The sequence below is a fragment of the Nonomuraea sp. NPDC049646 genome (assembly GCF_044465525.1).
Lineage (GTDB): Bacteria > Actinomycetota > Actinomycetes > Streptosporangiales > Streptosporangiaceae > Nonomuraea.
Genome location: NZ_JBITLU010000015.1, coordinates 49346 through 68706 on the forward strand (window position 1 = coordinate 49346; position 19361 = coordinate 68706).

Below are 19361 nucleotides of genomic sequence, written 5' to 3' on the forward strand. Positions count from 1 at the left end.
CGAGGGCCGTCGCCGTCAGTCGAGGGTGAAGTAGTCGGGGCCGGCGTAACGGCCGGTGGCGAGCTTCTGGCGCTGCATGAGCAGGTCGTTGAGCAGCGAGGACGCGCCCAGCCTGAACCAGTCGGGGGAGAGCCAGTCGTCGCCCGCCGTCTCGTTGACCAGCACCAGGTTCTTGATGGCGTCTTTGGTCGTGCGGATGCCGCCGGCCGGCTTCACGCCCACCTGGCGGCCGGTGGTGTCGCGGAAGTCGCGCACCGCCTCCAGCATGATCAGGGTCACCGGCAGCGTGGCCGCGGGGGACACCTTGCCGGTGGAGGTCTTGATGAAGTCGGCGCCCGCGATCATGGCCAGCCAGGACGCCCGGCGCACGTTGTCGTAGGTCGCCAGCTCGCCCGTCTCCAGGATCACCTTCAGGTGCGCGGCGCCGCAGGCGGCTTTGACCGCGACGATCTCGTCGTGGACCTTCATGTAGTCGCCGGACAGGAACGCGCCGCGGTCGATCACCATGTCGATCTCGTCGGCGCCCGCGGCCACGGCCAGCGCGGTGTCGCTCACCTTGACCTCCAGCGAGGAGCGCCCGCTGGGGAACGCGGTGGCGACCGAGGCCACCTTGACCCCCGACCCGGCCACCGCCCGGACGGCCACCTCCACCATGTCGGGATAGACGCAGACCGCCGCCACCTTGGGGGCGCCGCCGCCCGGGTGCACGGCCTTGGTGCACATGGCCCGCACCTTGCCCGCCGTGTCGGCGCCTTCGAGCGTCGTCAGGTCGACCATGGAGATGGCCAGGTCGATGGCCTGGGCCTTGGCCGTGGTCTTGATGGATCGGGTGCCGAGCATGGCCGCCCGCTGGTCGGCGCCCACCCGGTCGACTCCGGGAAGGCCGTGCAGGAAGGCGCGCAGCGTCGCGTGGGACGAGGCGACGTCCGCGAGCGAGGTAGTCACAGTTGACACCTTCACAGCATCGCCGACCAGGGCCACTACCTCCAAACCGGACGGACGGGAACGCCGCCTAAGGCGGGGCGGGCCCTGCCCTAGGTATGTCCGGCCCCGCGTACGCCGGCAGATAGGTCATCCACCCGATGTGGCAGGCCGGGCCTTAGGCCGAACATTGAAGATGTCAGGGAAAAGCAGCAAATGTTCAGGAGAACACGATGAACCCCGAACTCGAGTACGAGCTCATGAAGTCCCACGCCAGCGAGCTCCGGCAGGCCGCCGCCGAGCACCGCCGAGTACGCGAGGCCATGAAGGGAAACAAGGCCGAGCGTCGCTCGGTCTTCGGCAAGCGCCGTTCGTCATGACCGCCCCCAGAGTGCCCGGCCGCGTCGTCAGTAGTGGCGGCCGGGCCTCTGAACCCCCCTAAACCCCGTCGAAACTGATTGATAGGGCATGGCATGCTGAACGACATGCTGGGACGTTCGGTGAGTCCCGTCTTCGTCGGGCGGGCGGAGGAGCTCGCCGCTCTCGCAGAGAGCTTCGACGAGGCACGTAAGGGCACGGTGACGGCCGTGCTCATGGGCGGGGAGGCTGGGGTCGGCAAGAGCCGGCTCGTGCAGCGCTTCGCCGAGACCTGCGCGGCCGACGGCGCGCAGGTGCTGGTCGGCGGCTGTGTGGAGCTGTCGGCCGAGGGTCTTGCCTACGCGCCCTTCACCGCCGCGCTCAGGCAGCTCGTCAGGGAGCAGGGCCCCGCCGCGGTGGCCGCGCTGCTGCCCGAGGGCGCCCAGCGGGACCTGGCCAGGCTGCTGCCGGAGTTCGGCGAGCCCAGCGGCGACGGGGAGACCGAAACGGGCCGCGCCCGCCTCTTCGAGCAGTTCCTCACCCTTCTCGAACGCCTCGCGGACAGCCGCCCCACGGTCCTCGTCATCGAGGACATCCACTGGGCCGACCGCTCCAGCCGCGACCTGATCGCGTTCCTCAGCCGTAACCTGCACGCGCCGCAGGTGCTCATCGTCATGACCTACCGCTCCGACGACCTGCACCGGCAGCATCCGCTCCGCCCCGTGCTGGCCGAGCTCGGCCGGGTGAACGGCGTCCACCGCCTGGACCTGCCCCGCCTGTCGCGCGACGAGGTGGCCGCGCAGATGGCCGGCATCCTCGGCGCCGCGCCGGAATATGTGAAGGTCCAGAAAGTATACGAACGCAGCGAGGGCATCCCGCTGTTCGTGGAGGCGCTGCTCGACGGCGGCGAGGACTGCACGTTCCCCGAGTCGATGCAGGACCTCATCCTCAGCGCCGTCGAACGGCTGCCCGAGGACACCCAGCGCGTCCTGCGCATGGCCGCGGCCGGCGGCAACCGGGTCGGCCACGCGCTGCTGGCCGCCGTCAGCGGGCTGTCCGAGATCGAGCTTGAGGCGGCTCTGCGTCCCGCCATCGCCGGGAACGTGCTGCAGATCGCCGACAACCGCGCCTACGTCTTCCGGCACGCGCTGATCCAGGAGGCCGTGCACGAGGAGCTGCTGCCGGGCGAGCATCAGCGCCTGCACTCCCGGTACGCCGAGGAGATCTCCAAGGACCGCTCGCTCGTCCCGCCCGGCCGCGCCGCCGTCGAGCTGGCCCACCACTGGTACGGCGCCCGCAACGACCTCTGGGCCCTGGTGTCGGCCTGGGAGGCCGCGCAGAAGTCGTTCAAGGCGTACGCCTACACCGAGGCGGTGCCGCTGCTGGAACGCGTGCTCATGCTCTGGGACCGGGTCCCCGACGCCGCCCGGCGCATCGGCGTCGACCACACCGCCGTGCTCGAACGCGCCTCCGAGGCCGCGAACGCCGGCGGCGAGGTGGACAAGGGCGTCAAGTTCGTCAAGGCCGCCCTCGCCGAGCTGGACGAGACCAAGGAGCCGGGCCGGGTGGCCCAGCTCATCGTGCGGCAGGCGTCGTTCAAGGCGTCCAAGGGGCAGATGGGCGTGATCGAGCTGCTCCGGCACGCCCTGCGGCTGGTGCCCGACCCCGGCCCGGTGCGCGCGGAGGTCGTCATGCCGCTGAGCAGGCAGCTCATGCTCCGCGGCCAGGTGGCCGAGGGCGAGGAGCTGATCCACGAGGGCCTCGACCTGGTCAGGCGGTCCGGCGACAAGTGCCTCGAAGGCGACCTGCTGATGAACCTGGCGCTCGGCCACTCGATGAGAGGCGAGCTCGACCGGGTCATCGCCGTCAACGAGCAGGCGAGGGGCATCGGCAAGGCCGAGGGCTCGGGCCGCATCATCATCAGGGCGATCGGCAACAACATCGACTCCCTCATCGACATGGGCCGCGCCGAGGAGGCCCTGCGCCTGTCGGAGGAGGGCTGGGAGTACGCCAAGAAGTACGGCAGGCTGCGCGGCAGCGGGCTGTTCATCCTCAACAACTGGGCCGAGGCGCTGGAGTCGCTCGGCCGCTGGGACGAGGCGCTCGACCTCGTGGACAGCGCGCTCAACTACGGGCCCGTCCTGCGCACCCAGTACGCGCTGCTGCGCGTCCGGGCCGACATCGGGCTGGCCAGGGGCGACCTGCAGCGCGTCGAGGGCATCCTGTCGGAGATCGGCGTGCTGAAGGACCGCCCCGAGGACTTCGTCCAGGACGTGATCAGCAACGCGCGCCTGCACATCGGCTGGCACCTGCTCAAGGGCGAGCCGTGGGCGGCGCTGGCGGTGGCCGAGCGGGCGCTGTCGCATCCGAGGCTGCCGAGCAAGGCCATGCTGGGCTGGCGGCTGCTGTCCCTGCTGCGCACGGTCTGCGACGCGGCGGAGGACCTCGAACCCGGCCGCACCGCCGCGGTACGGGCGCACGCCGCGGAAGTGGCGGCCGAGCTGACGATCAGCGGGCCGGTGGCGGAGGCGTACCGGCTGTCCTACAGCGGTGACTTCGACGCCTCGGCGGCGGCGTGGGAGCGGCTGATGCGTCCGCACAACCAGGCCAAGGCCCTGCTGCGGGCGGCCGGCGTCGCGGCCAGGAGCGGCGACAGGGAGGGCGCGGCGTCCAGGCTCCGGCAGGCGCGTCCGCTCGCCGCCGCGCTGCGCGCCACCCCCCTCGCCGAGGAGATCGAGGCGCTGTCGCGCCGCGTGGGCGGCGGCCCGCAGGCCCAGGAGACGCCGTCGGAGCTGCTGACGCCGCGCGAGCTGGAGGTGCTGCGCCTGGTGACCCAGGGCCGCACCAATCGCGACATCGCCGCCGAACTGTTCATCTCGGCGAAAACCGTCAGCGTGCACGTCTCGAACATCCTGGCCAAGCTGGGTGTCACCACGCGCGGAGAGGCCGCCGCGGCGGCGCACCGGCTGTCACTCCTGTCCTAGGAGCTCCGTGCCCCTCTGAGCACTCGGACCGACCGTCTACGCTGGCAAGGTGATGTCCCTATACCTCACCCTGGCGTGATGGCGATGTTCGACTACGCACCCGCGCCAGAGTCGCGCGACATTGTCGATCTCAAGCCGTCGTACGGGTTGTTCATCAACGGTGAGTTCGTGGACGGCTCCGGCTCCCCCTTCAAGACGGTCAACCCGGCGACGGAGGAGAAGCTGGCGGAAGTCGCCTCGGCCTCCTCCGACGACGTCGACCGGGCCGTGCAGGCGGCGCGCAAGGCGTTCGGCGTGTGGAGCGCCCTGCCGGGCGCCGAGCGGGCCAAGTACCTGTTCCGCATCGCGCGCCTGATCCAGGAGCGGGCCCGCGAGCTGGCCGTCCTGGAGTCCCTCGACAACGGCAAGCCCATCCGCGAGTCGCGCGACGTCGACCTGCCGCTGGTCGCGGCCCACTTCTTCTACTACGCGGGCTGGGCCGACAAGCTGGCCTACGCCGGGTTCGGCCGGAGGACGACAGACGGGCACAGTGGCACCAAGCCGCTCGGCGTGGCCGGGCAGGTCATCCCGTGGAACTTCCCGCTGCTCATGCTGGCCTGGAAGATCGCTCCCGCGCTGGCCTGCGGCAACACGGTGGTGCTCAAGCCCGCCGAGACGACCCCGCTGACCGCGCTGCTGTTCGCGGAGATCTGTCAGCAGGCCGAGCTGCCGCCCGGCGTGGTCAACATCGTGACCGGCGCGGGCGACACCGGCGCCGCCCTGGTGGCCCACCCCGACGTGAACAAGGTGGCCTTCACCGGCTCGACCGAGGTCGGCCGGATCATCGCCCGCGCGGTCGCGGGCACCGACAAGAAGCTCACCCTGGAGCTCGGCGGCAAGGCCGCGAACATCGTGTTCGAGGACGCCGCCGTCGACCAGGCGGTCGAGGGCATCGTCAACGGCATCTTCTTCAACCAGGGCCACGTCTGCTGCGCGGGCTCGCGGCTGCTGGTGCAGGAGTCCGTCCACGACGAGCTGCTGGAGTCGCTCAAGCGGCGGCTCGGCACGCTGCGGCTCGGCGACCCGCTCGACAAGAACACCGACATCGGCGCGATCAACTCGGCCGAGCAGCTCGCCAAGATCCGCGAGCTGTCCGAGGCCGGGGCCGACGAGGGCGCCGAGCGCTGGTCGCCCGCGTGCGAGCTGCCCGAGCGGGGCTACTGGTTCCCGCCCACCCTGTTCACCGGGGTCGCCCAGTCCCACCGGATCGCCCGGGAGGAGATCTTCGGGCCGGTGCTGTCCGTGCTGACCTTCCGCACCCCGGCCGAGGCCGTGGAGAAGGCCAACAACACCCCGTACGGGCTGTCGGCCGGGGTCTGGACCGAGAAGGGCTCGCGCATCCTGTGGATGGCCGACCGGCTGCGGGCCGGGGTCGTCTGGGCCAACACGTTCAACAAGTTCGACCCCACCTCGCCGTTCGGCGGCTACAAGGAGTCGGGGTACGGGCGTGAGGGCGGGCTCGCGGGGCTGGAGGCCTACCTTGACGTGTGATCATCGCCGTGCCGGGCGGTCCGGGCGGCGTGCCCAGGCCACCCGCGGGCACGCCTTCGCCCGCGCCGGCCGCCCCGTACGCGTCGGCTGGTACGCCCACCGCTGCGGCGTCAGCAGGTGCGGCCAGGTGTTCGCCCCGGTCCAGACGTCGCAGGAGTCCACGTGGAGAGGTCGGGGCGATGAGTAGGTTGTCCGTCAGAAAGACCTACAAGCTGTACATCGGCGGGGCCTTCCCGCGCTCGGAGAGTGGGAGGTCCTATCCCGTGACCTCGCCCAAGGGCGACTTCCTCGCCAACGCCTCGCGCGCCTCGCGCAAGGACGCGCGCGACGCCGTGGTGGCCGCGCGCAAGGCGTTCCCCGGCTGGTCCGGCGCGACCCCCTACAACCGGGGGCAGATCCTCTACCGCGTCGCCGAGATGCTGGAGGGGCGGCGCGGGCAGTTCGCCGAGGAGCTGGGCCTGGGCAAGAAGGCCGCCCTGGAGTCGGTGGACGCGGCGGTCGACCGGCTGGTCTGGTACGCGGGCTGGTCCGACAAGATCACGGCGGTGCGCGGGTCGGCGAACCCGGTGGCGGGGCCGTACTTCAACCTGTCCTCGCCGGAGCCGACCGGGGTCGTGGCCGTGGTCGCGCCCGCCGATCCGCTGCTCGGGCTGGTGTCCGTGGTCGCGCCGGTGATCGTCACCGGCAACACGTGCGTCGTGGTGGCCTCCGAGCCCGCGCCGCTCGCCTCGATCACGCTGGCCGAGGTGCTGGCCACGTCCGACCTGCCGGGCGGGGTGGTCAACATCCTGACCGGCCGCCAGGCCGAGCTGGCGCCCTGGCTGGCCACGCACATGGACGTCAACGCCCTCGACCTCACCGGGGTCGAGGACGCCGACCTGGCGCTGCGCTGCGAGCAGGAGGCGGCCGAGAACCTCAAGCGCGTGCTGCGTCCCGTGCGCGAGGACTGGACGGCCGACCCGGGGCTCGGGCGGATGACGCGGTTCCTGGAGACCAAGACCGTCTGGCACCCGGCAGGCGTCTAGGAGAACGGGCGGTCAGGAGAAGCCGGGCGGGCGTAGCGGCGGGTGGGCCGCCTGGAGCTGGGCGGCCAGGGCCAGCAGGTGCGGCTCGCCGCCCGGCGGCGCCACGAGCTGCACGCCGATCGGCAGCGCGCTGGAGTGCGTGGCGACCGGCACGGCCATCGCGGGCCAGCCGCACAGGTTCCACGGGCCCGTGGTGGGCGCGTACCTGACGTTGGCCAGCAGGTTGGGCAGGAGGCCGCGCCCGCCCCAGCGGTCGGCGCGCGGCGGCAGGGCGGCGAGCGCCGGCGTGATCATCACGTCGGCGTCGCCGAACCAGGTGTCGGCGCCGTAGCCGCTCCAGCGTTCGCGGCCGCGCCGGCCGTCCAGGCCGATCCTGGTGAGCACGCGGCCGGCGCGGGCCAGCGCGCGGGTACGGCGTTCCAGGTCGTGCGGATCGAGACCGTCCGCCGCGGCGGCGGCCCGGCCGAGCCAGGTGGCCACCCCGGCGGGGCCGAGCCAGGCGGGCAGGCGGTGCGGATGCTCGACCACGGTGTGCCCGGCGTGCCGCAACGTCTCGGCGGCCGCTCGCACCGCCGCCTGGAACTCCCGGTCCACGGGCAGGCCCGGCGGCAGCGGCTGGGGGGCGTAGGCCACCCGCAGGTCGAACGGCTCCGGGCTGTCCTGCGGCGGCTGCGGCTCCCACACCTCGTCGTCGTCGGCCCAGACCGAGCGCAGCATGCGCGGCTTCGGCTCGACCCGGCGGCCGGTACGCCACGCCTCGGCCAGCGCCGGGTCGGCGGCCAGGACGGACAGCGCGAGCGACAGGTCGGCGGCGGTCGTGGCCAGCGGGCCGTTCTCGGTGAGCCCGTCCCAGTCGTCGGCGGGCGGCGGGACCAGGCCCGTGCCCGGCTTGACGGCCAGCACGCCGCAGCAGGCGCCCGGGATGCGCAGCGACCCCATGCCGTCGTTGCCGAGCGCGATCGGCACCATCCCGGCCGCCACCGCCGCCGCGCTGCCCGAGGACGAGCCGCCGGCGGTGCGGGCGAGGTTCCAGGGGTTGCGCACGACGCCGTACGGGCTGTCGCCGAACCCGACCAGCCCCAGCTCCGGCAGGTTGGTCAGCCCGACCACCACCGCGCCCGCCGCGCGCAGGCGGGCCACGGCCGGATGGTCCTCCCGGGCGGGCGCGCCGGACGTGGCCGCCGAGCCGCCGCGGGTGGGCTCGCCGGCCACCTCCAGGTTGTCCTTGACCGCCACCGGCACCCCGGCGAGCGGCAGGTCGGCCAGGTCGCGGCGGGCGTCCACGGCCCGCGCCTCGTCCATCGCCTGCTTCCTGACCAGCCGGAAGGCGCCGACCCGGGAATCCCGCTCGGAGATGCGGTGAAGATGCTCCTCCAGGACGGCCGTGGCCGTGACGTCGCCGCGCCGGACGGCCGCCGCGATCTCGATGGCGGTCCTGCCTGCCCACAACATGTCTAGAGTGTGCAGGTTTTCACTCTTCCTTGCGAGAGCTCCTGCCCGGCTCCCGCCCGGCCTCCTTCAGCGCCAGCCGCAGCGCGAACTCGATCTGCGCGTTGATGCTGCGCAGATCGTCGGCCGCCCACTTGGCGATGGCGTCGTAGACGGCCGGGTCGAGGCGGAGCAGGAGCTTCTTGCGCTCAGGCATACAGACTGCCGGCGTTCACCACCGGCTGGGTCGCCCGGTCGCCGCACAGGACGACCAGGAGGTTGGAGACCATCTGGGCCTTGCGCTCCTCGTCGAGCTCCACGACCCCCTCGGCCGCCAGCCGGTCGAGCGCGAGCTGGACCATGCCGACCGCGCCCTCGACGATCCTGGTGCGGGCGGCCACCACCTGGCTGGCCTGCTGGCGCACCAGCATGGCCTGGGCGATCTCCGGCGCGTAGGCCAGGTGGGTGATGCGGGCCTCAAGGATCTCGATGCCGGCCAGCTCGGTGCGCTCGCGCAGCTCGGCGGTCAGCTCGCCGGCGACCTCGGCGCCGTCGCGCAGGCTGGTGCGCTCGGGCTCGTGCGAGTCGTACGGGTGGGTGGTCGCGAGGTGGCGCACGGCGGCCTCGGACTGGATCGCGATGTACTCCTCGTAGTCGTCGACGGAGAAGGCGGCCTTGGCCGTGTCGGTGACCTTGTAGACCACCACCGCGGCGATCTCGACCGGGTTGCCGTCGGCGTCGTTGACCTTGAGCTTGGCGGTCTCGAAGTTGCGCACCCGGAGGCTGATGCGGCGCTTGGTGGTGAACGGCGTCACCCACTGCAGCCCCGCCACGTTGACCGTGCCGACGTAACGGCCGAGGAACTGGACCACCTTGGCCTCGTTGGGGTTGACCACGGTGAAGCCGGAGGCCACGAGCACGAAGAGCACGATCCAGGCTATGCCGAGCGTCTCGATCGAGACCAGCGCCGCGCCGCCGCCCAGCAGGAGGAGGACAAGCAGGACGAGGAATCCGTTGACCCGGAAAGCACGACGTTCCATCGCGACTCCTTGCTATCGAAGTGATATCACCATGATAGCCATATAAGCTCCATGCGCGTGAACGGATCTTCGCTTGCCATCCGCCAGCGCTCGCTGGGCGACCCTTCGATCGAGTTCCCGCTGACCCCGCCGCTCACGAGGGGCTGCCCGCGCACCAGCACCGCCGAGATCGCCTACCCGGTCGAGGTCGTCTACGACTACGCGGGCGTCGACAAGGGCCTGTTCGACCAGGAGCCGGGGGCGGACATCGCGCGGTGGTCGCCGCTGCTGCCGTCCCTGGAGGCGCCGACGCTGGGCGAGGGCGGGACGCCGCTGCTGGAGTTCGACGGGATCTACCTCAAGGACGAGTCCCAGAACCCGACCTGGTCGCACAAGGACCGGCTCAACCGGGTGGCGGTCAGCGCGGCGCTCGCTGAGGGAGCGGCCGGGGTGGTGGTGGCCTCGTCCGGCAACCACGGGGCCTCGGCCGCCGCGTACGCCGCCCGCGCCGGGCTGCCCGCCATCGTGCTGGCCTCGGCGGACTCGCCGGCCGGCGTCCAGGCGTTCGTGCGGGCGTACGGGGCCAAGGTGTTCTCCGTGCCGGCGGAGGAGCGGTGGCCGCTGCTGCGGGAGGTCGTGGACCGGCTGGGCTACCACCCGGTCAGCAACCAGACCGTGACCCACACCGGCCACCCGTACGGCCCCGAGGGGTACAAGACGATCGCGTACGAGCTGTTCCTGCAGCTCGGACGGGTGCCCGCGGCGGTCTTCGCGCCCACCGGGTACGCCGAGCTGCTGTTCGGGACGTGGAAGGGCTTCACCGAGCTGCGGCTGCTCGGGCTGACCGGGGACGTGCCGCGGATGTTCTCCTGCGAGCCGGCCGCGGGCGGCCCCAACGCGCGGGCCCTGGCCGAGGGCTCACCGGCGGCGGTCGTCGAGCTGGGGGCCAGCCGGGCGTACGGGATCGCCGGGTCGGTCGGCGGCCACCGGGGCGTGCTGGCGGTCCGCGACAGCGGCGGCGCGGCGGTGCTCGTGACGGACGACGAGATGCGCGCCGCCCAGCGGGACCTGGCGCGGCAGGGCGTCTGGCAGGAGCTGTCGGGGGCGGCGGGCCTGGCGGGCTACCGGAAGCTGCGCCGGGACTTCGACGGGCCGGTGGTGTGCGTGGGCACGTCGAGCGGGTTCAAGGACATGGGCGTCGGCGAGGAGGTCCATCCGGTGCGCGCCGGCCTGACGGTGGCCGACCTGACGGACTGACCGCGCCCGGTCTGTCAGGGCTTGAGCAGGATGCGGAGGGGGCCGAGGGTGGCGAAGCCGTGCGCGAGGGCGGCCGACGGGTCGCTCTCGTAGCCGACCAGCGGACGGCCGGGGAACAGCTCGGCCGCCATCGCCACCGTGCCCTCCCAGGCGGCGGACTCGTCGCAGCCCGAGGCGAAGACGTTCGAGACGCCCGTCACCGGGCCGCTCGCGTTGAGCGCCGCGCCGCAGACCACTTCGCCGCCGATGCGGCCGCACACCAGCCGCACCTGCGGCTCGTCGAGCAGCGCGGGCGGGAACAGGCCGGGCGCGCCGCCGGAGAAGCACGCCTGCGCCCATTCGGCCAGCGCCCTGGGGTCGGTGGCCGTCTCCCACACGATCGGGTCGCCGGTGGCCGCCCTGAGGGGACGCGCGGGCGCGCCGGGCGCGGGCCGGGCGATCCACTGGGCGGTGAACAGCACGTCGAAGCCCGGCAGGTCGAGCGTGCCGAAGCTGTCCTTGACCGAGGCGCCCGAGCCCGCGTCGATGTGGCCGAGCACGTCGGCCGGCCCGGCGTCGGGGGAGAGCGTGACGGCGTCGGGGTACAGGACGGGCGTCCTGGCCGGGTTGGTCCAGGCGAGCGGCCCGAAGACGCCGGGACGGCCGTGCGCCCGGCACATCGTGTCGCACCAGGCGGCGTTGTCGCGTACGGCTTCTTCGATCACGTTCTGCTCCGGTTGACGCGGCGGGTCGGCGGCGCGGTGAGCGGATCCTCCGGCCATGGGTGCTTAGGGTAGCGGCCCCGCATCTCGGCCCGTACGGACCGGTAGCCCTCGCGCCAGAACGAGGCCAGGTCGGCGGTCACCGCCACCGGACGGCCCGCCGGGGAGAGCAGGTGGACCAGCAGGGGGACGCCGGCGATCCGCGGCGTCTCCTCCCAGCCGAACAGCTCCTGGAGCTTCACCGCCAGCACCGGCTGCTCGCCGGAGTAGTCGATCCTGATCTGCGACCCGCTGGGCACCTCGACGCGTTCGGGGGCCACGTTCTCCAGGCGTTCGCTCCACGGGATCAGGCGGCGCAGGGCGGCGGCCACGTCGATGCGTTCGACGTCGGCGCGGCGGCGGGCCCTGGACAGCTCCGGCTCCAGCCACTGGTCGGCCAGGGCGATCAGGTCGTCGGTGGCGGGCCACGGGGGGCCGATCGCGCGGTGGGCGAAGGTCAGGCGGTCCTTGAGGTCCTTCGCCTGCCGCGTCCAGGTCAGCAGGTCTTCGGTGCGCAGGCCGTGCAGGATGGCGGGGCGCACGTCGGCGTCCTTGAGCGGGGTGGCCGACAGCTCGATCGCGCCCAGGCGCTCGACCACGCGGGCGGACACGTCGCCGCGCCGCTCGCCCGGCGGCACCCGCCAGGCGACCTCTTCCTCGACCGTGACCGGCAGGGCCAGCCTGGCGATCTCCTCGTCGATCACCACGGCCTGGCGCACGCGGGCCGAGGCCGAGCCCGTGGGCCGGTCGGCGACGGCGATCGCCAGCCACGGCGCGGTGGACAGCCTGGAGCCGTCGGCGAGCTGGGCCTGCGTGCCCGACGCCATGAGATAGCCGCCGCCGCGCCGCCGCGCCACCCGTTCCGGGAACGCCAGCGCCACCGCCATCCCGGCCAGCGCGTCGTCACCCACCTCCCGCACGTCCGGCCCCTGGCCGGCGGCGCGGGCCAGGCGCCTGGTCTCCTGACGCCAGCGGGCCGCGAAGCCGGTGCCGCCCCTGCGGGCCGCACGCCAGACCTCGGCGAGGTCGTCGCCCGCATCCCTGGGCAGTTGCTCCGACAGCAGCGCGACCACCTCGGCGGCCCGCGGGCCGAGGTCGAGCAGCGCCCTGGCCAGGCGGGGGTGCACGCCGGCGAGCGCCATGCGCCGCCCGCGACCGGTCACCCGGCCGGCCTCCAGCGCGCCCAGCGCCTCAAGGGTGCGGACGGCGGCCGCCATCGCGGCGGGCGGCGGCCGGTCGAGGAGGGCCAGGCCGGTCGCCTCCGCCTCGCCCCAGCAGGCCGCCTGGAGGGCGAACCCGGTCAGGTCGGCCAGCGCGATCTCCGGCCGCGCGTGGTCGGCCAGGCGTTCGTGCTCGGCCGCCGTCCAGCAGCGGTACACGGCCCCGGGGGCCTCCCGCCCGGCGCGGCCGGCGCGCTGGTCGGCGGACGCCTTCGAGACCCGGACCGTGGTGAGCGAGCCGAGCCCCCTGGCGTGGTCGGTACGGGGTTCGCGGGCCAGCCCCGAGTCCACCACCACGCGGACGCCCGGCACCGTCAGGCTCGACTCGGCCACCGACGTGGCCAGCACAACCCGGCGGCCGGCCCCGGGCGACAGGACGGCGTCCTGGACGCGGGCCGGCGCCTGGCCGTGCACCTGGAGCACGTCGAGGTCGCCCAGCAGCCCCGCGACCCGGGCGATCTCCCCCACGCCGGGCAGGAAGCACAGCACGTCGCCGTCGCGCTCGGCGTACGCCCGCCGGACGACCGAGGCCACGTGCGACAGCAGCGCCGGATCGACGCGCAGGCCGTGGGGCGGCGCGACCGGACGCTCCGGCGGCGCCCACACGGTCTCCACGGGATGGGCCGTCCCCGAGGCGGCCACCACGGGCCCGCCGATCAGCAGGGACCAGGGGGCCGCGTCGGCGGTGGCCGAGGTGGCCAGCAGTCGCAGGTCGGGACGGAGGGTCTCGCGCACGTCGAGCAGGAACGCCAGGGCGGTGTCGGCGTCGAGATGGCGTTCGTGGCACTCGTCGAGCACGACCGCGTCGACCCCGGCCAGCTCCTGGTCGCGCTGGAGCCGCTGGAGCAGCACGCCGGTGGTGACGACCTCGACCATGGGGTTCGCGCCCGTGTGCCGCTCGCCGCGGATCGTGTAGCTGACGCCCATGCGCCGGGCCGCCGCGCGCACGGCCAGCCGCCGGGGCTCGGCGACCAGCACCCGCAACCCGGCCTCGGCCAGCGCCAGGGGCACGACCGTGGTCTTGCCGGTGCCGGGCGGCGCGGTGAGCACCGCCGTGCCGTGGCGCTCCAGCGTGGCCAGCAGCTCGGGGAGCGCGTCGTGGATCGGCAGCCGGTCAGGCGGGGGCATGCGAGGCCGACAGCACGGAGTCGAGCAGGCCGGGGAAACGCTCGTCGAGGTCGCCGCGGCGCAGGCTGATGTACTTGAGCCGGCCCTCCTGCTTGGAGACGATCACGCCGGCCTCGCGCAGCGAGCGGTAGTGGTGGGACGCCGTCGACTTGTGGACGCCGAGATCGTCGCCCGCGGCGGTGCACGTCATCTCGCCGAGGGTGGCCAGGCGGACCACGATCTCCAGCCGGACGGGGTCGGCGAGCGCGCGCAGGACCTCGGTGAGCTGGATGTCCTCCTTGGCGGGGTGCGGTAGCAGGCGCATGGTGGAACCCTACCTCGCTCTGATTGTTTGACAACTATCCAACTGTAATGACAGTTTGATGTCCGTCCAACTAATTGGCTGGAGGTTCCATGAGTTCCCGGCTCTATCCCCTTGCTGCCGGAAATTTCGCCATCGGTACTGGCATGTTCGTCACCGCCGGGCTGCTCACCCCCATCTCCGCGGACCTCGGGATCTCCACGTCCGCCGCCGGGCAGCTCATGACCGTGTTCGCCCTGGCGTACGCGGTGCTGTCCCCGCTGCTGGCCGCGCTCACCGCCCGCCTGTCGCGCAAGCGGCTGCTGCTGCTGGCGCTGGCCGTGTTCGTCGCGGGCAACGTGCTGACGGCGCTGGCTCCGACGTACCCGCTGGTCATGGCCACGCGGGTGGTGGCCGCGGCCGGCGCGGCGATGTTCACCCCGACCGCCTCCGGCGTGGCCAACGCGCTGACCTCGCCCGACCGGCGCGGGCGGGCGCTGGCGCTGGTGATGGGCGGGCTGACCGTCTCCTCGGCCGTCGGCGTGCCGCTGGGCACCTGGCTGGGCTCGGTCTCGGGCTGGCGGGCGACGTTGTGGCTGGTCGTCGGGCTCGGCGTGCTCGGCTTCGCCGGGGTGGCGGCGCTCGTGCCGGACGTCAGGGTCGCCGTGTCGGGACGGCTCGGCGAGCGGTTCGCGCCGCTGGCCGACCGGCGGGTGCTGGTGGTGCTGGTCACCCAGCTGCTGATGTTCGGCGCCGGGTTCACCGCCTACACCTACATCGGGTCGCTGTTCGACCTGCCGCTGCCGGCCGTGCTGTGGGCGTGGGGGCTCGGCGGCATCGTGGGCAACCAGCTCGGCGGACGCCTCACCGACGCCTACGGGCCGCGCAGGATGGTGCTGATCGGCCTGGCCGCCTCCACGGTCTTCATGGCGCTGATCCCCGTCGCGAACCTGGCCCTGCCCATCGCGCTGGTCTGGGCGTTCCTGTGGGGCGCGCTCGGCTGGCTGGTCGCGCCGGCCCAGCAGTTCAGGACGGTCTCCGCGGTGCCGGGCAACGTGCCGATCGGGCTCGGCCTGCTGTCGTCGGCCCAGTACGTCGGCCTGTTCGCGGCCGGCATCGCGGGCGGCGTGGCCCTGGACGCCTACGGCAGGGCCGGGGTGGTCGTGCTGGCCACCGGGCTCGGCGTGGCGGCGCTGCTGTTCACCCTGGCGACCTACCCGCGGGCGGCGGCGATCTCGTCGAGCGAGAGCGTGCCCGTCAGGTAACGCTGGACGTTGGGCGCGGTCAGCGCCGCGACCTGGCCGGCGGGCAGCGAGGCCAGCGGGTCGAGCCTGAGCAGGTAGCGGATCATGGCCAGGCCGAGCAGCTGCGAGGCCGCCAGCAGCGCGCGGACCTCGGGATGCCCGCCGGGCAGCCGGCGGGCGATCGGGGCGAGCAGCTCCCGGCCCAGCAGCTCCTTCAGCAGCGCGGCCGTCGCCGGGGTGGCGGCGGCCGCGTGCAGCACGGCCGAGAGTCGCGGGCCGTGCCGGGGGTCCTCCCACAACTCCAGGTAGCGGGTCACCAGGCGCTCGCCGATGCCGGACGCGTCGCCGTCGAGGGCGCCGACCATCAGCGCGACCGGCATGCTGGCCTTGATCGCTGCCTCGAACAGGCCGTCCTTGCTGCCGAAGAAGTGCATCACCAGCGCCGGATCGACGCCCGCGGCCCGCGCCACGGCCCTGATCGTGGTGCCGCCGTAGCCGTGGGCGGCGAAGGACTCCATCGCCGCCTCCAGGATCTCCTGCCTGGTCTGCGGGTTTCCCGGTCGTCTTCCGCGTTCCTCGGCCATGGGGCTATTCAACCACGTGGAATTCATCTACCCTCAAATTCAACATCGATGAACTCATCAGGTGGTGAAAATGCGCAGGATCATTGGCCTCGTGGTCGGGGTCGCGCTGCTCGGGATGGTGTTCGCCGGGTCGTTCCTCGGGGCCTTCCACGCGCCGGAACCGCACGGCGTGCCCGTCGCCGTCGTCGCGCCCGCCGAGCAGGTGCGGCAGCTCCAGAGCGGCATCGACGGGCGGCGGCCGGGGGCGTTCACGCTGAGCCCGTACGGGTCCGCCGCGGCCGCGCGGGCCGCGCTGCTGGAGCGCGAGGTGGATGCCGTGCTCGTGCCGGGGGAGGGCAGGCTGGTGGTGGCGAGCGCGGGCGGCCGCACCGGCGCCACGGTGATCACCGCCGCCTTCCAGGGGGCCGCGCAGGCGCAGGGCCGCGCCCTGACGGTCGAGGACGCCGTCCCGCTGCCGCCCGGTGACGCCGGCGGCATCTCCGGCATGTTCTACGTGCTCAGCGTGCTCCTGCCGGGGATCGCGCTGGCCGTCCTGCTCGCCCGGGTCGCGCCGGGCCTGGGCGCGGCGGCGCGGACGGGCGTCCTGGCCGTGGGCTCGCTGGTGGCGGGCACGGCCGTCGCGTGGCTGGCCGACGTGGTGTTCGGCGCGCTGCCGGGCAGCTTCGTCCCGCTGGTGGCGGTCTCGGCGGGCATCGCGCTGGCGGTCGGCCTGGTGGTCGCCGGGCTGGTCAAGGTCATCGGCACGCCGGGGGTGGGGGTGGCGGCGCTGCTGTTCGTCCCGATCGGGCTTCCGGCCAGCGGCGGGCCGCTCGGCGCCCGTTACATCCCCGAGTGGTACGCCGCCGTCGGCCGCGTCCTGCCCGTGGGCCCGGCCGCCGAGGCGGTGCGCAACACGGTGTTCTTCGGCGGGGCCGCCCTGTGGACGCCGATCGGGGTGCTGGCCCTGTGGGCGCTGCTCGGCCTGGTCCTGCTCGCCCTGCCCGGACGCCGGGCGCAGGCGGCCCCCGCCGCCCCGCGCACGCCGGTGGCCGTCTGATCTTCTCCGCCTCGGAGGTGACCTCCGGTCGCTCCGCAGGCGGACGACGGGTGGCGGCGGCGGCACGTACCGTCGCCGCCATGTTCAGGAACCAGGTGACCTTCCGCCGCGTCGCGGCGGGCACGTTGCTCATCGCGGCCCCGCTCCTGCAGCTCGTGGCCGTCGTCATCGACCCCGGCACGTGGGGCGACTCCCGCGAGGCGGTCAGCTACGGCGACAACCCCGCGCTGGCCCAGGCCGAGTCGGCGCTCTACCACTGGAGCTGGATGCTCATGGGCCTGGCGGCCATCGGCCTGGTGCACCTCACCAGGCGCAGGGCCACCGTGCTCGGCCACATCGCCGGGGCCGCGACGGCCATCGGCTACATCTCGACGTCGGCCCTGCTGATGATCGACCCCGTCGAGTGGTGGCTGGGCCGGCACAACCCGCCGGAGCAGGCGCAGAAGATCCTCGACGAGATGCTGAACCTGCCCGGCGTGATCTTCGGCTTCCAGATGCCGTGGATGTTCTTCGCCGTGCTGGGCCTGCCGCTGCTGGCCGTCGCCGTGTGGCGGGCCGGGTTCGTCGGCTGGTGGGTGCCGCTGCTCGTCTTCGTCGGGTACGTCGTCTCCTTCCCCATCGAGTACGGCCCCGTGACCGTGCTGTTCTGGGCCCTGCCCGTCGCCGGCCTCGGCTGGACCGGCCTGAAGGTGCTGCGCATGGGCGACGAGGCCTGGGCGGCCTACTACCCCTCGCCCGCCCTCGACCGGACGGGCGTGCCGGTCTAGGCCTGGGCCGGGATCCAGCCCAGGGTGACCGCCAGGATGACCAGGAAGCCCAGCACGATGCGGTAGATCACGAACGCGGTGAAACGGTGGGTGCTGATGTACTTCAGGAACCAGGCCACCGCCGCGTAGCCGACGGCGAACGAGATCAGCGTCGCCAGGATGGTGGGCCCCCACGCGGGGGCCTGCCCCTCGCCGATGTCCTTCAGCTCGAATGCCCCCGAGGCCAGCACGGCGGGGATGGCCAGCAGGAACGAGTATTTGGCGGCGTCCTCGCGGCGGTAGTCGAGCAGCAGGCCCGCGGTGATCGTGCCGCCCGAGCGGGAGACGCCCGGGATGAGGGCCAGCGCCTGCGCGAAGCCGTAGACGATGGCGTGGGTGAAGCTGAGGTGCTTCTCCAGCGTGAGCTTGTTGCGCGCGGTGCGGTCGGCGAACCACAGGATGCAGCCGAAGACGATCAGCGTCGTGCCCACCAGGCGCAGGTCGCGGAAGACGGTCTCGATCTGGTCCTTGAACACCAGGCCCAGCACGCCGATCGGGAGCGTGCCGACGATGACGTACCAGCCCATGCGGGCCGCCCAGTGGCCGCGCAGCTCCCGGTCCCACAACGAGCGGACCCAGGTGGAGACGATCTCCCACAGCTCCTTGCGGAAGTAGATGAGCACCGCGGCCTCGGTGCCGAGCTGGATGACCGCCGTGAAGGCCGCCCCCGGGTCCTGCCAGCCGAAGAAGGCCGAGACCACACGGATGTGGGCGCTGGAGGAGATCGGCAGGAACTCCGTGAGCCCCTGGATGAGCCCCAGCACCACCGCTTCGAGCCAGCCGATCACGACTACACCTTCCGGTTACGGGAGTGACCAGGGTGAGGTTAGCGGAAACGGGGGCCGCGCAGTTGCCCGCCCAGCAGGTTGAGCGGGCCGGGGGAGAGCCGGCCCGCTCCCGGGTCCGGCCACGCCACGACGGGGCCCCCGCTCAGCGTGCGGCCCACGCCGCGGCGTTGGCCCTGGCATAGTCGGCGAAGTCGCGGGCCGGACGGCCCAGCGCCTCCCGGACGCCGTCCGACAGGCGGGCGTTGCGGCCGTCGAGCACCTCGGTGAACAGCCCGGTCAGGCCCTCCGCCTCCCCGATCGGCACGCCCGCCGCCACCGCCCCGGCCACGTACTCCTCCGGCGTGACCTGGACGGAGGTGATCGTGCGGCCCGTGGCCTTCGACAGCTCGGCCGCCGCGTCGGCGAACGTCAGCAGCCTCGGGCCGGTCAGCTCGTACAGGCGGCCCGCGTGGCCGTCCTCGGTGAGCGCGGCCACGGCCACGTTGGCGATGTCGTCGGCGTCCACGAACGGCTCGGGCACGTCGGCCACCGGGATCGCCAGCACGCCGTCGAGCACCTGGTCGAGCAGGAAGCCCTCGCTGAAGTTCTGCATGAACCAGCCGCAGCGCACGATCGTCCAGCCGAGGCCGGACTCCCGCACGGTCCGCTCGCTCGCCTCCGCGCCCGGCTCGCCCCGGCCCGACAGCAGCACCAGCCGTCGCACCCCGGCCTGCGCGGCGAGCCGGGTGAGCTCCCGGACGTCCTCGTACGCGCCGGGCAACGCCAGGTCGGGGTAGTAGGACACGTACACGGACTCGACGCCGTCGAGCGCGGCGGCCCAGGTGGAGCGGTCCGCCCAGTCGAAGGACGGCGTGGCCGAGCGGGAGCCGATCCGCACGGGAAGGCCGAGAGAGGTGAGCCGGTCAGCGACACGGCGGCCGGTCTTGCCGGTTCCGCCCAGAACCAAAATCGTCATGCATCCAGTAAGCCGTCATACCCATAAGACTCTCCATGGTTGAGAAGCGCGATGCCATA

18 protein-coding genes are annotated in these 19361 nt (G+C 73.2%); 8 read left to right on the top strand and 10 right to left on the bottom strand.

Going from position 1 to position 19361, the window contains the following annotated elements; all coding sequences use genetic code 11:
* Nucleotides 1-15 precede the first annotated feature (15 nt).
* A complete protein-coding gene (deoC, locus tag ACIBQ8_RS36660) occupies nt 16-945 on the bottom strand; it encodes a deoxyribose-phosphate aldolase (RefSeq protein ID WP_352355741.1) in 930 nt (309 codons plus the stop codon).
* A gap of 209 nt (nt 946-1154) precedes the next feature.
* Here deoC and ACIBQ8_RS36665 point away from each other — a divergent pair, with 209 nt between their 5' ends.
* The 4 genes from ACIBQ8_RS36665 to ACIBQ8_RS36680 all read left to right on the top strand — a co-directional run bounded on the left by ACIBQ8_RS36665 (nt 1155) and on the right by ACIBQ8_RS36680 (nt 6817).
* Nucleotides 1155-1301: a hypothetical protein gene (locus tag ACIBQ8_RS36665; RefSeq protein ID WP_397173174.1), complete on the top strand. Its 147-nt coding sequence runs from the start codon at nt 1155-1157 to the stop codon at nt 1299-1301.
* Nucleotides 1302-1406: 105 nt separating this feature from the next.
* Nucleotides 1407-4262: an AAA family ATPase gene (locus ACIBQ8_RS36670; RefSeq protein ID WP_397173176.1), complete on the top strand. Its 2856-nt coding sequence runs from the start codon at nt 1407-1409 to the stop codon at nt 4260-4262.
* A gap of 84 nt (nt 4263-4346) precedes the next feature.
* Complete coding sequence (locus ACIBQ8_RS36675) at nt 4347-5792, top strand: aldehyde dehydrogenase family protein (RefSeq protein WP_358289725.1); 1446 nt, start codon at nt 4347-4349, stop codon at nt 5790-5792.
* A 179-nt stretch (nt 5793-5971) separates the two neighbouring features.
* Complete coding sequence (locus ACIBQ8_RS36680) at nt 5972-6817, top strand: aldehyde dehydrogenase family protein (RefSeq protein ID WP_397194356.1); 846 nt, start codon at nt 5972-5974, stop codon at nt 6815-6817.
* A 12-nt stretch (nt 6818-6829) separates the two neighbouring features.
* On the opposite strand, the gene ACIBQ8_RS36685 is transcribed toward ACIBQ8_RS36680, so the two are convergent.
* Genes ACIBQ8_RS36685 through ACIBQ8_RS36695 form a run of 3 tightly spaced genes read right to left on the bottom strand, consistent with a single transcriptional unit; the run spans nt 6830 to nt 9285 of the window.
* Nucleotides 6830-8269, bottom strand: coding sequence for an amidase (locus ACIBQ8_RS36685; protein ID WP_397194357.1), 1440 nt, complete (start codon nt 8267-8269; stop codon nt 6830-6832).
* A 19-nt stretch (nt 8270-8288) separates the two neighbouring features.
* Nucleotides 8289-8462, bottom strand: coding sequence for a hypothetical protein (locus tag ACIBQ8_RS36690; RefSeq protein ID WP_357706347.1), 174 nt, complete (start codon nt 8460-8462; stop codon nt 8289-8291).
* On the bottom strand, nt 8455-9285 hold the full coding sequence (locus tag ACIBQ8_RS36695) for an SPFH domain-containing protein (RefSeq protein ID WP_397173182.1): 831 nt from the start codon (nt 9283-9285) through the stop codon (nt 8455-8457). Before ACIBQ8_RS36695 ends, ACIBQ8_RS36690 begins: the two co-directional genes overlap by 8 nt.
* Nucleotides 9286-9342: 57 nt before the next feature.
* Between ACIBQ8_RS36695 and ACIBQ8_RS36700 the strand changes: the two genes are divergently transcribed.
* Nucleotides 9343-10521 carry a pyridoxal-phosphate dependent enzyme gene (locus ACIBQ8_RS36700; RefSeq protein ID WP_397194358.1) on the top strand — a complete coding sequence of 393 codons (1179 nt, stop codon included), beginning with the start codon at nt 9343-9345 and terminating at the stop codon, nt 10519-10521.
* Nucleotides 10522-10535: 14 nt separating this feature from the next.
* Here ACIBQ8_RS36700 and ACIBQ8_RS36705 read toward each other — a convergent pair whose 3' ends face one another.
* Genes ACIBQ8_RS36705 through ACIBQ8_RS36715 form a run of 3 tightly spaced genes read right to left on the bottom strand, consistent with a single transcriptional unit; the run spans nt 10536 to nt 13913 of the window.
* Nucleotides 10536-11225 (bottom strand): hypothetical protein, encoded by a 690-nt coding sequence (locus ACIBQ8_RS36705; RefSeq protein ID WP_397194359.1) that lies wholly within the window; start codon nt 11223-11225, stop codon nt 10536-10538.
* Complete coding sequence (gene hrpB, locus ACIBQ8_RS36710; protein ID WP_397194360.1) at nt 11222-13609, bottom strand: ATP-dependent helicase HrpB; 2388 nt, start codon at nt 13607-13609, stop codon at nt 11222-11224. Before hrpB ends, ACIBQ8_RS36705 begins: the two co-directional genes overlap by 4 nt.
* Nucleotides 13596-13913: an ArsR/SmtB family transcription factor gene (locus ACIBQ8_RS36715; protein ID WP_397173188.1), complete on the bottom strand. Its 318-nt coding sequence runs from the start codon at nt 13911-13913 to the stop codon at nt 13596-13598. The genes hrpB and ACIBQ8_RS36715 overlap by 14 nt, the downstream gene beginning before the upstream one ends.
* Before the next feature lie 89 nt (nt 13914-14002).
* Here ACIBQ8_RS36715 and ACIBQ8_RS36720 point away from each other — a divergent pair, with 89 nt between their 5' ends.
* Nucleotides 14003-15154, top strand: a complete 1152-nt coding sequence (locus tag ACIBQ8_RS36720; RefSeq protein WP_397194361.1) for an MFS transporter — start codon at nt 14003-14005, stop codon at nt 15152-15154.
* On the opposite strand, the gene ACIBQ8_RS36725 is transcribed toward ACIBQ8_RS36720, so the two are convergent.
* Nucleotides 15103-15717, bottom strand: a complete 615-nt coding sequence (locus tag ACIBQ8_RS36725) for a TetR family transcriptional regulator (protein ID WP_397194362.1) — start codon at nt 15715-15717, stop codon at nt 15103-15105. The genes ACIBQ8_RS36720 and ACIBQ8_RS36725 overlap by 52 nt on opposite strands.
* Before the next feature lie 70 nt (nt 15718-15787).
* On the opposite strand from ACIBQ8_RS36725, the gene ACIBQ8_RS36730 reads away from it, so the two are divergent.
* A complete protein-coding gene (locus ACIBQ8_RS36730; protein ID WP_397194363.1) occupies nt 15788-16753 on the top strand; it encodes a hypothetical protein in 966 nt (321 codons plus the stop codon).
* 80 nt (nt 16754-16833) lie between these two features.
* A complete protein-coding gene (locus tag ACIBQ8_RS36735; RefSeq protein ID WP_397173195.1) occupies nt 16834-17520 on the top strand; it encodes a hypothetical protein in 687 nt (228 codons plus the stop codon).
* On the opposite strand, the gene ACIBQ8_RS36740 is transcribed toward ACIBQ8_RS36735, so the two are convergent.
* A complete protein-coding gene (locus ACIBQ8_RS36740; protein ID WP_397173197.1) occupies nt 17517-18347 on the bottom strand; it encodes an undecaprenyl-diphosphate phosphatase in 831 nt (276 codons plus the stop codon). The two genes, ACIBQ8_RS36735 and ACIBQ8_RS36740, sit on opposite strands and share 4 nt — an antisense overlap.
* A gap of 142 nt (nt 18348-18489) precedes the next feature.
* Nucleotides 18490-19302, bottom strand: coding sequence for an NmrA family NAD(P)-binding protein (locus tag ACIBQ8_RS36745; RefSeq protein ID WP_397194364.1), 813 nt, complete (start codon nt 19300-19302; stop codon nt 18490-18492).
* Between the last annotated feature and the right edge of the window lie 59 nt (nt 19303-19361).

What these genes read in the sequence shown, in the direction of transcription:
- ACIBQ8_RS36665 (WP_397173174.1), top strand. Translation starts at nt 1,155, where the DNA reads ATGAACCCCGAACTCGAGTACGAGCTCATGAAGTCCCACGCCAGCGAG.
- ACIBQ8_RS36670 (WP_397173176.1), top strand. Translation starts at nt 1,407, where the DNA reads ATGCTGGGACGTTCGGTGAGTCCCGTCTTCGTCGGGCGGGCGGAGGAG.
- ACIBQ8_RS36675 (WP_358289725.1), top strand. Translation starts at nt 4,347, where the DNA reads ATGTTCGACTACGCACCCGCGCCAGAGTCGCGCGACATTGTCGATCTC.
- ACIBQ8_RS36680 (WP_397194356.1), top strand. Translation starts at nt 5,972, where the DNA reads ATGAGTAGGTTGTCCGTCAGAAAGACCTACAAGCTGTACATCGGCGGG.
- ACIBQ8_RS36685 (WP_397194357.1), bottom strand. Translation starts at nt 8,269, where the DNA reads ATGTTGTGGGCAGGCAGGACCGCCATCGAGATCGCGGCGGCCGTCCGG.
- ACIBQ8_RS36690 (WP_357706347.1), bottom strand. Translation starts at nt 8,462, where the DNA reads ATGCCTGAGCGCAAGAAGCTCCTGCTCCGCCTCGACCCGGCCGTCTAC.
- ACIBQ8_RS36695 (WP_397173182.1), bottom strand. Translation starts at nt 9,285, where the DNA reads ATGGAACGTCGTGCTTTCCGGGTCAACGGATTCCTCGTCCTGCTTGTC.
- hrpB (WP_397194360.1), bottom strand. Translation starts at nt 13,609, where the DNA reads ATGCCCCCGCCTGACCGGCTGCCGATCCACGACGCGCTCCCCGAGCTG.
- ACIBQ8_RS36715 (WP_397173188.1), bottom strand. Translation starts at nt 13,913, where the DNA reads ATGCGCCTGCTACCGCACCCCGCCAAGGAGGACATCCAGCTCACCGAG.
- ACIBQ8_RS36720 (WP_397194361.1), top strand. Translation starts at nt 14,003, where the DNA reads ATGAGTTCCCGGCTCTATCCCCTTGCTGCCGGAAATTTCGCCATCGGT.
- ACIBQ8_RS36725 (WP_397194362.1), bottom strand. Translation starts at nt 15,717, where the DNA reads ATGGCCGAGGAACGCGGAAGACGACCGGGAAACCCGCAGACCAGGCAG.
- ACIBQ8_RS36730 (WP_397194363.1), top strand. Translation starts at nt 15,788, where the DNA reads ATGCGCAGGATCATTGGCCTCGTGGTCGGGGTCGCGCTGCTCGGGATG.
- ACIBQ8_RS36735 (WP_397173195.1), top strand. Translation starts at nt 16,834, where the DNA reads ATGTTCAGGAACCAGGTGACCTTCCGCCGCGTCGCGGCGGGCACGTTG.
- ACIBQ8_RS36745 (WP_397194364.1), bottom strand. Translation starts at nt 19,302, where the DNA reads ATGACGATTTTGGTTCTGGGCGGAACCGGCAAGACCGGCCGCCGTGTC.